We start from the raw sequence: 13,505 nt of genomic DNA on the forward strand, positions 1-13,505 counted from the left end.
CAGCGTGCCGAGACTGCCTGCGACGTGCTAAAGCGGATTTACGAAAATGGGCTGGACGCCCACCAGGGCAATGCGTGAAGTATTCTTGTGTGGACCACTATCTCTGCTTTGGCGCTCTCTCTTGCGATCAAAGGTCGGCATCACTCGCGTTTGCGCCAGCTCAGCTCGCTCGTCGGATGAATTCTTGCTGCCATCTTCGCATTTCCGCCAAAAGTGCGGCCTCATTGGTCATCCCATGCTGAAACAGGTGCAGCAATGTCGTTGCCGCAATCTCCGCATCTAGCGATTGTGCCTCGTAGGCGCGCTCGCAACACACCTGGTCAAACACACGCTGAAGCAGCGCTAGGTTGGCAGGATATAGCGTGCAACTAGGAAGGTAGCGTTTCAGCATCTCTTGCGCCTCATAGACGGGCGAGAGTGCGTTCTTAGCTCTCAAGCAGCGACGCCCTTAGAGTCCGTTTTGAAATTCACGGATGAGCGTTTCGACGGATGAGATTGCCGCCCATTGCGACAAGGATCATGGCGTGAGAGACGTCGATGCGCTGCTCGTAGTCGCGCACGAGGCGGCGCCATCGGGTCATCCAGCCGAAGGTCCGCTCGACGACCCAGCGGCGGGGCAAGACTTCGAAGCCCTTCTGGTCGTCGGATCGACGGATGATCTCGACCACGAAGTCGAGATAGGTGGCTTTGTCCATGAGCTTCAGCCGGTCATAGGCGCCGTCGGCGAACAGATGCTTGACCCAGGGCCAGCGCTTGCGGATACCATCCAGGATCGCCTGAGCGCCAGCACTGTCGGAGATATCGGCGGTGGTGAGGTTGACCATCAACAGCCGTCCATCCGTATCGACGGCAATGTGTCGCTTGCGGCCGACGATCTTCTTGCCGGCGTCGTAACCCCTTGTTTCAGCTTGCGGAGCCTTGACCGACTGGCTGTCGATCACGCCAGCCGTGGGACTGGCCTCGCGCCCGGCTCGCTCGCGATCCAGCATCAGCGCCACGTCGTGGATGGTCTGGAACAGAAAGCGCCGCGCCAATTCGCGGAACCAGCCGTAGACCGTCTGCCAGGGTCCGAAATGGATCGGCAGCATCCGCCAACCGCAACCGGAGCGGACCAGGTAGCGCACCGCGTTGACCACCTCCCGGAAATCAACCTCGCGCGGACGCCCGCGACGCCCAGGCTTGGGCATCAGCGGTGCGAACTGCTCCCACTCCTCGTCCGTCAAATCAGACGGGTAGCGCTTGGTCTTCTTGGCAATCTGGGCCATCCGGCCACGGCTCTGCTCTGTCCACATCCACAGCTTGAATCATAACCCAGCCTCAGACGGAACCCATAGCAAGCCGATTTTCAAAACAGATGGGGTGATTGGGGTCTCGGCCGAGCCAGATGATGGCGGCTGCTCCTGTCGAAATGTGAAAACGTGGTCGATGTGAGTCGCCACAAACATTTGGAAGGAGCAGCCATGAAGTACTTTGCCGGACTGGACGTGTCTTTGGAAGAGACCTCTATTTGCATTGTCGACGAGACTGGCCGGATCGTGAAGGAGGCGAGAGCGTTGAGCGATCCGCAGGCGTTGTGTGACGCGCTGAAGGGGACCGGCTTGCCGCTTGAGCGGATCGGCCTGGAAGCGTGCTCGCTGACGGCCTGGCTTCACGATGGATTGCACGCCGAAGGCTTGCCGGCGATCTGCATCGAGACGCGGCAGGCCAATGCGGCGATGAAGACCATGCCCAACAAGACCGATCGCAATGACGCCCGCGCGCTGGCGCAGATCATGCGCACCGGCTGGTATCAGCAGGTGCACGTCAAGAGCCGGCAGTGCCGGCTTTGGCGCTCGCTGCTGGTTGCCCGCCGCACGGTGCTGAACGAGATGCGTTCGATCGAGAACGTGGTGCGGGCGATGCTGCGCGAGGCCGGCGTCAAACTGGGCTTGCCGTCGCGCAGCGCTTTTGCCGGCCGCGTGCGGGAACTGGCCGGCGCCGACGCCCAGATGATGGCGATGGTCGAGCCGCTGCTTGCGATCCTCGCCGTCATGCTGGGAGAGTTCGCCCGCCTGACCAAGCAGGTTCTCGATATCGTGCGCAAGGAGGAAGTCTGCCGGCGGCTGATGAGCGCGCCGGGCGTCGGGCCGATCACCGCGCTTGCCTTCCGCGCCACGATCGACCGGCCGGAGCGGTTCGGCTCGTCGCGGGCGGTAGGAGCGCATCTGGGGCTGACGCCGGCGCGCTACCAGTCCGGCGAGACCGACATCCAGGGAAGGGTCAGCCGCTGCGGCGATGAACTCGCCCGCACCGCCCTCTACGAGGCAGCGCATTCGCTGCTCGTGCGATCGAAGAAGTGGTCGAGCCTCAGGGCCTGGGGCATGACCATCGCCAGGCGCCGGGGCATGGCGCGGGCGCGGGTGGCGGTGGCCCGCAAGCTGGCGGTCATCCTGCATCGCATGTGGGCCGAGGCAACCGAATTCCGCTTTGGAAAGGAGCCTGCCGCGGCGGCGGCGTGAACCGAGGCCAATCAAAGGAACACGCAACACGAACAAAGCCTTCGCCCGAAACGGCGATGCCCGGATCGTTCCGTGGGGACGATGGGCGAGGCGATCTCGTTGAGAGTCCCGAACCTGCCGGCCAAAACTCGGCAAAGTCGTGAAACAGATTGAGACGCCTCGCTCTCCTGACCCCATCATGCGGCGGCCAGAGCGCCGACCGCGAAGAGAAGCGAGTGACCCACGGAACGGTCCAGAAAAAAGTGCAGGAGCATCTTGACCTCAACGACCCCAATCAGAGAAGGCTCTCAATTCTCGACTATGTGCGACAGCGTCTCGGATCGGTCGCGGGTCAAGGCTATCCGGCAACCGGGTGGTCCTTCGATCACCATATCCATGTCATGTAAGCGCGCGATCGCCGCCACCAGACTGAGGCCGAGGCCGTTGCCGGGTTCGTGACGGCTCGGCTCCGCGCGGTAGAACCGCTTCAGAACCATGGTTCGGTCGGCCTCGGAAATACCGGGGCCGGTGTCGCTGACAGAGACGATGTCGGCTGCGCCGCTGCGGGCAAACCGGACCTCGACGGAGCCGCCTGCCGGCGTGAATTTGATCGCATTGTCGATCAGGTTGGCGAAAGCCTCGAAGAGCAGGCTCGGGTCACCGCGCGAGGGTCTGGCGGGCTCGCCCTCGAAATAGGATCTGAGCGTGATGTTCTTGTCCTCGGCCAGCGGCTCGTAGAACTCGACGGCATCGGTGACGATGGCGCCAAGGTCGACGTCGATGAAACCGGCCCGCCGCGCGCCGTCCTCGATTTCGGAAATGCGCAACAGCGCGCCGAAGGTCTTCAAGATGCCTTGCGTTTCGGCAATCGCCTCGTCGACGCTTTCGGCATAGTCGGCAGTGGATGACGACCGTCTTCTCGAACGGTCGAGACCGGCAAGCAGGCGGGTCAGCGGCGTGCGCATTTCATGGGCGATGTTGTCGCAGACGCCTTTCACCTCGTTCATCAGCCGCTGCAATTCGTCCAACATCTCGTTGACCACGGCGACAAGCCGCCCGACGTCTCCGCTGCCTCGCGTCGGCAGGCGGCCGGAGAGGTCGCCCTTGACGATGCTGCGGGTCGCCCTGGTGATGTCGTCCAGTTGCCGGACGGCACCGGCGCCGATCAGGATCGCTCCAACCAATCCCAGAACCGTCGTCACGCCGCCGGCGAGCAACATTGCGCCGAGCAGGACGTCGCCGAATTCGTTCAATTCGTCGACGCTTTGCGCAACAAGCAGGGTTTGGCCTGTCGGCAATCGCCAGGTCAGCCCGCGAAAGGGCGCCATGGGAAGATGGCTTCCGTGGCCAAACTCGAACGGGGCGGTGGCATTGTCATGTCCGGCGGGGAAGGGTAGCGGGTTGCCGGCGAGGACCTTGCCGGTCGCATCGTAAAGGGTAATCGGCCGCTCGGTGGTGGCGTCGTCGCGCTGGCGGTTGTCCAGCCTCTGCGCCAGCGCGGTCGCATCGAGACGCGATAGCACCTTGCCCTCACGCTGCACCCACTCGTCAACCCTGTTCGAGAGAAAGCCTTTCACTTCCCATGAGATGAAGGCGAAAAGTGTCAGCGACGCCAGGCCGAACAAAGCCAGGAACGCGATCGCCAGCCTGAAGCTGGTTGTCCTGGAGAGCTCAACCAGCCGCATTGAGGACGTAACCCGAGCCGCGCACCGTCTGGATGACCGACGGCTCGCCGGCCGTGTCGATCTTGCGCCGCAGCTTGCTGACATGCACATCGATGAGATTGGTTGGCTCGTCGTAACGGTAGTGCCATATCTCCTCGAACAACATGGTGCGCGTCACCACCTGTCCGGCATTGCGGACAAGATATTCCAAGAGCCGGTATTCCCGCGGCAGCAGGTCGACGAGCTGGCCCTGGCGGCGAACGGTGTGTGTCAGAAGGTCCACCTCCAACGAGCCGGCACGCAGTACGGATTCGGTTATCGGTGCATTGCGCCGGCGGAGCAGGACATCCAGTCTGGCCGTCAGCTCAAGGAAATCGAAAGGCTTGGTCAAGTAGTCATCGCCGCCGGCCTTCAGTCCGCGAACGCGTTCATCGACGGCCGTCAAGGCGCTGAGGATCAGCACCGGCGCATGGATGCCGGCCGCACGCAGCGCCGCCAGCACGCCCAGCCCGTCGAGGTTGCCCGGCAGCATGCGATCGAGAACGATGGCATCATAGGGATCGCTGATCGCTTTCACGAGACCGTCGCGGCCGGTGAAGGCCGTCCGCGTCTCATATCCATAGTCGACAAGCGCAGCCTCGATTTCGCGCGAGGTCTGCGCATCGTCCTCTATCACCAGTATGGTTGTCACACTGCACTCCGACGGCGAGCAAGGTCATGTTGTTGCTTGCATATGGTATTCCTTTAGACGCATGCGACCTAGATCGGTTTCGCGCCAACATTAAATCGGATTCATGTTTGATTCCGGAAAGCCCTCGGCGGAGGTCCACAGCGGCGACCTGACGATGGCAAAGGAAGGTCACTGGCGGGCCGCGACGAGACTGAGCAAATCTGGTCATGGTCGCCTCTCGCGCCTATGTTTTGCGGGAGATGCAAATCCGGTCGGTGCGTTTGGCGTCAGCCTGGTCCTGGGAAGCTCGGTTTCTCCTTCCAGATCCTCTGATCCGGCAATTTCGCCATATCATGGGAACGGTTCATCTTCCGGTGGCGAGAATGGCGGTCCGATGCGTATCCTGATTGTCGAAGACGATGAAAAGACGGCAAGCTACCTGAAGCGCGGGCTTTCGGAAGCCGGCCATGTCGTCGACCGCGCTCGCGACGGCGCGACGGGCCTGGCCATGGCGCTGGAAGACATCTACGACGTTCTCGTCCTCGACAGGATGCTTCCGCAGATGGACGGGATCGAATTGGTCAAAGGCATCCGGGCCCACGGCAACCAGGTGCCGGCGTTGATGTTGAGCGCCCGCGCCAGCACGCAAGACAGGATCGAAGGCCTACAGGCGGGATGCGACGATTACATCGCCAAGCCCTATGCCTTCTCGGAGATACTGGCGCGACTCGACGCGTTGGCAAGGCGCGTCCAGCCGACACGGCGGCAGGCGGTGCTGAAGGTCGGCGACCTGGAGCTTGATGTGCTTGGCCGGCGCGCGGTGCGCGGTGCACGCCACATCGATCTCCAGTACCGGGAATTCCTGTTGCTGGAGCTGCTGATGCGCCACGCCGGCCAGATCGTGACGCGTTCGATGCTGCTCGAAACGGCATGGCCCTATGATTTCGAACCGCGCGGCAACGTCGTCGACATGCATATCCACCGCTTGCGCGGCAAGGTGGATGAGGGGTTCGCCGCCCCGCTGATCCACACGGTGCAGGGCTCGGGCTACGTTCTCAGTCCGCAGCGGCCCTAGCGAATGTTCCTACCTGAACGATATTTCATGTTCGGGCGAACGGGCCGACATGAACGCGACCCCATGGTGATTGTGCAATGCAGCAATTGCACTGCGCTGCCTGTCGAGAAGCGGGACGCCGGCCGAAAACTGTCTCCAAGGGCGCTCCCATTTTTTGGGCACGCCGTTGAAACAGAGAAATGCCAGCCGTCTCTTCCGCCACAACGGCAGTCGAACCATGGAGCCCCCTGTGCGCGACGACCCTGAAAACCAAGACAACCAGACAACTAGTGGCAAGACGGCAGACGGCCAGAGGTCCGCTCTCGGCACGGTACGGTGGCTGGCGCTCGGCGTGATCCTTGTCGTGGCGGCAGGTGCCGGAGCCCTGACGCTCCGCCAGGGCGATACCGCGCCGCTTGCCAAGATCGCCGCCGCGCCGATTCCGGTCACCGCCGCCATTGCCTCTGTACGCGACCTGCCGATCGCGCGCACCGGGCTCGGCACCGTGCTTCCGCTGAACCAGGTCGACGTCAAGGCCAGGGTCGACGGACAGATACAGCGCATCTTCTTCGGCGAGGGAGAGGAGGTGAAGGCGGGCGATATCCTTGCCCAGATCGATCCACGGGCCTATGCCGCGCTGCTCGCGCAGGCGCAGGCCACTTTGCAGAAGGATGTCGCGCAGCTCGCCAATGCGCGCGCCGATGAAGCGCGGGCGACGAAGCTCACCCAGTCCGGGGCCGGCACCACGCAGGCGGCCGATACGGCCCGCGCCCAGGTTGCGGTCATGCAGGCGGCGGTTGATGGCGATCAGGCCGCAGTCGATACCGCCAAGCTCAATCTCGACTATGCTACGATCACCGCGCCGATCTCCGGGCGCGTGGGCCTGAAGCAGGCCAATGAGGGTACGCTGGTGCATGCCAATGATGCCACCGGCATCGTCACCATCACCCAGATGCAACCGATCGCCGTGCAGTTCTCGCTGCCCCAGGACCAGTTGCCCGACCTTCAGTCCGGCCAGTCCGCCGGGTCGCTCCCGGTTGCCGCCGACGCCAGGGACAGCTCCAGGAAGATCGCTGACGGCAAGCTGACGGCCATCGACAGCCAGATCGACACGACGACCGGCATGATCAAGCTGAAAGCTGAATTCGACAACAACGACAAGGCGCTCTGGCCGGGGGCACTGGTGACGGTTCAGGTCGGTGTGCGTACCGAGCATAACGCCGTCGTGCTGCCTTCGGCCGCGGTGCAGAGCGGCCAGAGCGGCCCCTATGTCTTCGTCGTCAAGCCGGACAACACCGTTACCATCGCCAAGGTGACCACAGGCGATGTGGTCGGCGACGTCACCATGCTGACCTCCGGCGCGGTGGCCGGCGACAACATCGTGGTGTCTGGCCAGTCCCGCCTGACCGAGGGGACGAGCGTGAAGGTGACGCAGGCCGACGACCCGTCCCAGAAGGTGGCGCTGGAGACGAAATGATGAGCATCTCGGAACTCTTCATCCGGCGCCGTGTCGGCACCTGCCTGCTGGCGCTCGGCGTCCTGATGCTGGGCGCGGTGGCTTATTTTAGCCTGCCGGTGGCGCCGTTGCCGCAGATCGACTTCCCGACGATCGAGGTTGAGGCGCAGGTTCCGGGTGCCAGCGCCGACACGATGGCGAACACGGTTGCGACACCGCTGGAAAATTCGCTGTCGAGCGTTTCCGGCGTGACGCAGATGACGTCGTCCAGTGCGTCGGGCCGCACCACGATCGTCATGCAGTTCGACCTGACGCGCGACATCAATGCCGCAGCGCAGGATGTGCAAGCGGCGATCTCGGCGACCAGCGGCTTGCTGCCCAAAAGCATGACCAGCCCGCCGACATACCACAAGGTCAATCCGGCAGAGGCGACGCTGCTGACCCTTTCGCTGAGCTCCGACATCATGGCGACGACCGAGCTCGACCACTATGCCGAGGACGTGATCGCCCAGCAGTTGTCGCAGATGATGGGCGTCGGCCTCGTCGACTTTCACGGGCCGCAACGCCCGTCGGTGCGCATCCGACTCGATCCCGAAAAAGTCGCCGCGCGCGGCCTGACGCTGGAGGACGTGCGCACCGTCATCGGCCAGCAGACGGTCAATGCGCCGAAAGGCTCGCTCAGCGGCGATGGGCGCACCGTCGTGCTCGGCGCCACCGATCAGCTTGTCGATGTGCCGGCCTATCAGGGAATGGTGGTGGCCTATCGCAACGGCGCACCGATCCTGCTTGGCGACCTCGGCACGGTTCTCACCGCGCCCCAGGATACGCACCAGGCGGCCTGGCTGCAGGGCACGCGCTCGGTAATGATCGATATCCACAAGCAGGCCGGCTTCAACGTGCTGAGCACCATCCAGTCGATCAAGGACCGGCTGCCGGCGCTATCACAAAGCTTGCCGGCATCGGTCAAGCTGACGGTGGTGGGCGACCGAACCCAGATCATCCAGGCATCCGTCGCCGATGTGCAATACACGATGCTGATCACCATCGCGCTGGTGGTCGGCGTGATCTTCGTGTTCCTGCGCAATTTCTGGGCGACGGTGATCCCGAGCATCACGATCCCGCTGTCGCTGTTTGGCACGTTCTGCGTGATGTATCTGCTCGGCTACAGCCTGGACAACCTATCGCTGATGGGCTTGGTCATCGCGGTGGGTTTCGTCGTTGACGACGCGATTGTTGTCATCGAGAACATCACCCGCCATCTCGAAATGGGCAAGTCGAAGACCATGGCGGCGATAGACGGGGCGCGCGAGGTGACCTTCACCATCATCTCGATGACCATATCGCTGATCGCCGTCTTCATCCCCATCCTGTTGATGGGCGGTGTGGTCGGCCGGCTGTTCCGCGAATTCGCGGTGACGGTGAGCATCGCCATCCTGATATCGGGCCTGGTTTCGCTGACCGTGACGCCAATGATGTGCGCCTGGCTGATCAAGCCTGACCACGACCGCCAGCATGGACAGTTCTATCGATGGTCGGAGCGGGGATTCCAGGCCGTGACGAACGGCTATGCGCGTTGCCTGGACGTCGTGCTGGCGCATCGCGCGCTGATGCTGCTGGTCACGGTCGGCACGCTGGCGCTGACGCTATGGCTCTACACGATCACACCGAAGGGATTCCTGCCCGAGCAGGATACCGGATACATCCAGGGGCAGGCACAGGCGGCCACCGACATTTCCTTCGAGGCGATGTCGACGAAGATGCAACAGCTCGGCGCCATCGTGCAGAAGGATCCCGATGTCGACAACGTCGGCTTCTGGATCAACCCCAGCCCGTCGGTCAGCGTTGGACAGATCCAGGTCAACCTCAAGCCTTTTGGACAACGCAAGGCCAGCGCCAGGCAGGTGATGGCACGACTCAAGTCGGCCGCGGCCAACATCGAGGGCCTGACGCTGAACATGCTGATTCGCCAGGACATCCAGATCGGTGGGCGCCAGGGCGCGGCGCAATACCAATACACGCTGCAAAGCGGCGATTCCGCCGAGCTCGACAAATGGGCGGCGACCATGAAAAAGGCGATTGCGGCGCTGCCTGGCCTGCTCGACGTGTCGTCGGACGCGCGGCCGGCGGCGACCAGCGCGACGCTCGATATCGACCGCCCGACGGCGGCGCGGCTCGGCGTCAGCGTGCAGGCGATCGACGACGTCCTCTACGACGCCTTCGGCCAGCGGCAGGTCGCCACGCTGTTCACGCAGGTCAGCCAGTACCATGTGGTGCTGGAGCTCGATCCGAGCTTCCAGCTCAACACGGATGCGCTGAGCCGCCTGTATGTCCGCTCCTCAACAACGCAGAAGCTGATCCCGGTGAGCATGCTGGCGAGTGTGAAGAACGGCGTCCTGCCGGTGACGGTGAACCACCAGGGCTCGCTACCGGCGACGACACTGTCGTTCAACCTGGCGCCCGGCGTGTCGCTCAGCGATGCGGTGACGGCGATCCACGCCGCCGAGATCAATGCTGGAATGCCGGTCAGCGTCACCGGTTCCTTCCAGGGCACCGCGCAGGCCTTCCAGGATTCGCTGGCCAGCCAGCCCTGGTTGATCCTGGCGGCGGTGATCGCGGTCTACATCGTGCTCGGCGTGCTCTACGAGAGCGCGATCCACCCGTTGACCATCATTTCGACGCTGCCGTCGGCGGGGCTCGGTGCGTTGCTGGCGCTGCTGCTGTTCGGGCAGGACCTGTCGATCATGGGCATGATCGGCATCATCCTCTTGATCGGCATCGTCAAGAAAAACGCGATCATGATGATCGACTTCGCACTGGAGGCTGAGCGCGAACGGGGTCTCAGTCCGACCGAGTCGATCCGGCAGGCATGCCTGATGCGCTTCCGGCCAATCATCATGACGACACTGGCCGCGCTGCTCGGCGCCCTGCCGCTGGCGCTAGGCCATGGCCCCGGCGCCGAACTTCGCGTGCCGCTTGGCATAGCGATTGTTGGCGGACTCGTGATCTCGCAGATACTGACCCTGTTCACAACACCGGTCATCTACCTGACCTTCGACCGGTTCGCCGGTCGGCGAAGAAAGCGGGCGGTTAAGGCTGCGCCAATTCAAATCGCCCTCGAATGACGCCGGGCACGATGTGGCTGCATGTTGCACGGTTGAATCGAAAGAGCCCCAATTGGGGTTGGGTTGCTTTGCGATGGCCAGCTTGAAGCCGGCAAACTGCGATCGGCGTGGGCCTTTCCCGCGCCGACAAAAAACCTCGCCAGCCGACGGTTTCGGAATTGTGACAGCCGGCGCGCCGCCTGCTGAGGCTGCCCAAAGGCACCATGAAAGGGCCAAGCTATCCCGACAACACATTGCTGATTCAAGCTGCCGCACGGGTCAAGGTCTCGCAGTAGTACGCGACGTTTCCGCAAACCACGCCTTGGCGTCGGGAAAAATACTCATCGCGATCGACAATTCCGTGCCTACCCAAGATGGGTATTACGCCATCGCCCCCACCGAAGAAGCGCGTATTGCGAAGGTTAAGAGCTTTCGGGACTGGATTTTGAGTGAGGCAAGCGAGACGCAGAGACGTTTGAGTGTTTGAAGGCGGCCGCCAAGGCGAAGAAAAATCAGAGCTGCACGATCACCGTAAAAGTGGGGGGTAGTGCAGACCGGTTGGAACCTGATCCGAAAAAAATGGGCGCGGCGACCAATGCTTACTGACGGATCGAGGCCCGCACGCCGGCATCGCAGATCGGCGCTGTTGGCGCGGCGGTGTCATCACCATGCGCCATAGACCTGCGGTGCTCTACCTTCCCGGGCCGTTGTGCTCACCGTACCGATGTTCCGGACTCTCGCATCGCGCTCGGGCAGCGCGCTGGCCGGCTCGCATCACTAGCCTCGCCATCCAGCAGGGGAAGCTTCCCTGACATTCGTCACGATGCGATGGGGCAACCTCAACCCTGCTCGGATTTGATTGTTCCCGCGGCAAGGCCAGGGAAACGTGGCGACAAATCCGGCCAAACGGCGTTCGGCCAGACCGAGACCGCGCAGTCGACCGCAGCAATTGCGCTCGCTGGATAAGTCGGTCTGCTGGGCGCCGCGGCGACGGCGGATATGCGTCTTCGCTAATGTAGCGGGCGATGACATGACAGCCGTCGGGTGCGATCCGCACGACGCGAACATGCCCTGTAAGCACCACATAGACTGAGCGCGCCTCGGACTCCGGCTCGAAGATCGGCGACTCCTTCGCAAACCGTACGGACCGGGGGTCTTGAGAACGCTGTCGAGTTCCGCGGAGTTTAGGCCCCCGAACAGCGACAGTCGCGCGATAACCGAGCGGTCAAGCGGCAAACTTAGCTCCTCGCTGCCTCATGACTCCACGGCGGCCGCCAGGCGGCCCAGCTATATTTCGCGCACCAGCTGCGCCAGCGCAAATCGCTAGCCCGCGCCTTGGCTAGAAAGTTGCAACGGTTGAAGCCGCGACGCACTCAAGAAAGGACTTTCAATGAAACTTCGCCTGATTACCGCCGCCGCCGCCCTGCTCGCTCTTGCCGGCGCCGCAAATGCCGAGGAACACATTGTCCAGTTGCTGACAAAGGGAGACAAGGGTTCCATGGTCTTCCAGCCCAATTTCATCAAGGCGGCACCGGGCGACACGGTCAAGTTTGTGCCTGGCGACAAGACCCACAATGTCGAAACCATCCAGGGAATGATCCCCGACGGCGCCCAGGAGTTCAAGGGCAAGGTTGGTGAAACGATCACCGTGACGCTGACGCAAGAGGGCGTCTACGGCGTGAAATGCAATCCGCATTACGGCATGGGCATGGTGGCGCTGATCGTCTTCGGCAAGCCCGTGAACCTCGACGCGGCGCAGACCGTCAAGCAGGTCGGCAAGGCCAGGACCGTATTCCCTGACCTGTTCAGCCAGGTGATGAAGGCGAACTGATCCCAGGCGAAGGCCGGACGACCGAGAGGTCCGCCCGGCCTTCGCCAAAGCCGGAAGGCTCCGGGGATCCATCGGTCTTTTCAGCACCGCATCCTTTCCACCCTTGACATCCGGGCGACCGAGAGTTTGTCAGGGCCAGAAAGGAAGGTCCGCCTACTGCCGATAGGCCGGAAAAACCGCGACGACGGCCAGCTTCAACTTCGGAAAATGCGTAGCAGGGTGTCGCCTCCAGGCACGGGATACTTCCCAGACCGGCCACGTCAACCTCTCCGAGGCGTCCTCGCTTCGGTTTGCCAGGGCATGACCGCGACGGCAGGTCTCCGCCGATTCCGTCATGCGGAATCCCGCAGCGCATCGGCGAGCCGTTCCCTTGCCAGCCGCAGTTGGCCGCTTAACTGGCGCCCCCGCTGCCAGAACACGACGTAGTGATAAATTGCGCTGGGTTCAAAAGGTCGGAACCGGAGGCCAAAGAGCGCGCATTCCTTCGCCACGACACTGTTTGTCACCGAAATCCCGACACCGGCCGCAATGAATGCAGCCTCGTGCCCGTTGGCGTCCACCTCGACGGCGATGTTCGGCTCGACGCCCATGTAGCGCAGCGCGTTCAAATCCATCTGGTGAGTATTCTGCCGGGGCTCGATATCGATCAGTGGCTCGCCCCGCAAATCTTCCGGCGTGATCAGGTCCTTTTCGGCTAACCGATGCCCCGCCGGAAAGAGACAGACATTGGTCGCGGTTGTGACGGGCATCCAGTCAAAGAGTCTCTCGTCGAGGGGCAGACGCGAGACGCCCAGATCAGCGCGCCCGTTGAGTACATGCTCCGCGACGTCCTGGTAACTGCCTGACTTGACGTGGAAGACACAGGATCGGTCATGGACACGGATCTGCCTGACAGCTCGCGGGACAAGGGTGAAGCAAAAGATGTCTGGCGCCGCGATGCCGATTGCATGACCCTCAATCCCCTTGAGCGCCGCGATCGACTTTCCAACCCTGTCGAGGCTTAAAAACGTCCCGTCGATCTCGCGAAGCAGCTCCCAGGCCTGCGCCGTGGCGACCAGCCGGTTTCCCTCGCGCCGAAACAGCGGCACACCAAGCGCCGTCTCCAATTGCGCGACCTGTTGGCTCACCGCCGATTGGGTGACGCGAAGGACCTTGGCGGCCTGACGTTCAGACCCCAGTCGCACGACCTCCCGGAAAATCTGCAGCTGGCGGAGCGTTACACCCGTGTTCGCAATCTCGACCAAGTCTGGCC

Annotated in this window: 10 protein-coding genes; 5 read left to right on the top strand and 5 right to left on the bottom strand. The window is 62.8% G+C overall.

The features are described from left to right. Positions 1 to 160: 160 nt before the first annotated feature. Positions 161 to 391 carry a hypothetical protein gene (locus HB778_RS35275; RefSeq protein ID WP_183465478.1) on the bottom strand — a complete coding sequence of 77 codons (231 nt, stop codon included), beginning with the start codon at positions 389 to 391 and terminating at the stop codon, positions 161 to 163. Between the two features lie 76 nt (positions 392 to 467). Next, positions 468 to 1,292 carry an IS5 family transposase gene (locus HB778_RS35280; protein ID WP_183465479.1) on the bottom strand — a complete coding sequence of 275 codons (825 nt, stop codon included), beginning with the start codon at positions 1,290 to 1,292 and terminating at the stop codon, positions 468 to 470. A 168-nt stretch (positions 1,293 to 1,460) separates the two neighbouring features. On the opposite strand from HB778_RS35280, the gene HB778_RS35285 reads away from it, so the two are divergent. Continuing rightward, positions 1,461 to 2,498: an IS110 family transposase gene (locus HB778_RS35285; protein WP_183459330.1), complete on the top strand. Its 1,038-nt coding sequence runs from the start codon at positions 1,461 to 1,463 to the stop codon at positions 2,496 to 2,498. A gap of 287 nt (positions 2,499 to 2,785) precedes the next feature. Here HB778_RS35285 and HB778_RS35290 read toward each other — a convergent pair whose 3' ends face one another. Then, positions 2,786 to 4,162 carry a sensor histidine kinase gene (locus tag HB778_RS35290; protein WP_183454830.1) on the bottom strand — a complete coding sequence of 459 codons (1,377 nt, stop codon included), beginning with the start codon at positions 4,160 to 4,162 and terminating at the stop codon, positions 2,786 to 2,788. Then, the gene (locus tag HB778_RS35295; RefSeq protein ID WP_183454828.1) at positions 4,149 to 4,832 is read right to left on the bottom strand and encodes a response regulator transcription factor; all 684 of its coding nucleotides are present in this window, start codon (positions 4,830 to 4,832) and stop codon (positions 4,149 to 4,151) included. The genes HB778_RS35290 and HB778_RS35295 overlap by 14 nt, the downstream gene beginning before the upstream one ends. A gap of 373 nt (positions 4,833 to 5,205) precedes the next feature. Here HB778_RS35295 and HB778_RS35300 point away from each other — a divergent pair, with 373 nt between their 5' ends. The 4 genes from HB778_RS35300 to HB778_RS35315 all read left to right on the top strand — a co-directional run bounded on the left by HB778_RS35300 (position 5,206) and on the right by HB778_RS35315 (position 12,253). Continuing rightward, positions 5,206 to 5,886 (top strand): response regulator transcription factor, encoded by a 681-nt coding sequence (locus tag HB778_RS35300; RefSeq protein ID WP_183454827.1) that lies wholly within the window; start codon positions 5,206 to 5,208, stop codon positions 5,884 to 5,886. Between the two features lie 229 nt (positions 5,887 to 6,115). Then, positions 6,116 to 7,342 carry an efflux RND transporter periplasmic adaptor subunit gene (locus HB778_RS35305; RefSeq protein ID WP_244662072.1) on the top strand — a complete coding sequence of 409 codons (1,227 nt, stop codon included), beginning with the start codon at positions 6,116 to 6,118 and terminating at the stop codon, positions 7,340 to 7,342. Further along, a complete protein-coding gene (locus HB778_RS35310; protein WP_183465480.1) occupies positions 7,342 to 10,443 on the top strand; it encodes an efflux RND transporter permease subunit in 3,102 nt (1,033 codons plus the stop codon). Before HB778_RS35305 ends, HB778_RS35310 begins: the two co-directional genes overlap by 1 nt. Positions 10,444 to 11,812: 1,369 nt before the next feature. Beyond that, entirely contained in the window at positions 11,813 to 12,253 is a 441-nt protein-coding gene (locus HB778_RS35315; RefSeq protein WP_183465481.1) for a pseudoazurin, read from the top strand. A 332-nt stretch (positions 12,254 to 12,585) separates the two neighbouring features. Here the strand turns inward: HB778_RS35315 and HB778_RS35320 are convergent, their stop codons facing one another. Further along, a complete protein-coding gene (locus HB778_RS35320) occupies positions 12,586 to 13,497 on the bottom strand; it encodes a LysR family transcriptional regulator (RefSeq protein WP_183465482.1) in 912 nt (303 codons plus the stop codon). Positions 13,498 to 13,505: the final 8 nt, after the last annotated feature.

This window comes from Mesorhizobium huakuii (assembly GCF_014189455.1).
Taxonomy (GTDB): domain Bacteria; phylum Pseudomonadota; class Alphaproteobacteria; order Rhizobiales; family Rhizobiaceae; genus Mesorhizobium; species Mesorhizobium huakuii_A.

Bases quoted from the DNA above. Each gene is read 5' to 3' on its own strand.
- HB778_RS35290 (WP_183454830.1), bottom strand. From the start codon at position 4,162: ATGCGGCTGGTTGAGCTCTCCAGGACAACCAGCTTCAGGCTGGCGATC.
- HB778_RS35315 (WP_183465481.1), top strand. From the start codon at position 11,813: ATGAAACTTCGCCTGATTACCGCCGCCGCCGCCCTGCTCGCTCTTGCC.
- HB778_RS35275 (WP_183465478.1), bottom strand. From the start codon at position 391: ATGCTGAAACGCTACCTTCCTAGTTGCACGCTATATCCTGCCAACCTA.
- HB778_RS35285 (WP_183459330.1), top strand. From the start codon at position 1,461: ATGAAGTACTTTGCCGGACTGGACGTGTCTTTGGAAGAGACCTCTATT.
- HB778_RS35280 (WP_183465479.1), bottom strand. From the start codon at position 1,292: ATGTGGACAGAGCAGAGCCGTGGCCGGATGGCCCAGATTGCCAAGAAG.
- HB778_RS35310 (WP_183465480.1), top strand. From the start codon at position 7,342: ATGAGCATCTCGGAACTCTTCATCCGGCGCCGTGTCGGCACCTGCCTG.
- HB778_RS35300 (WP_183454827.1), top strand. From the start codon at position 5,206: ATGCGTATCCTGATTGTCGAAGACGATGAAAAGACGGCAAGCTACCTG.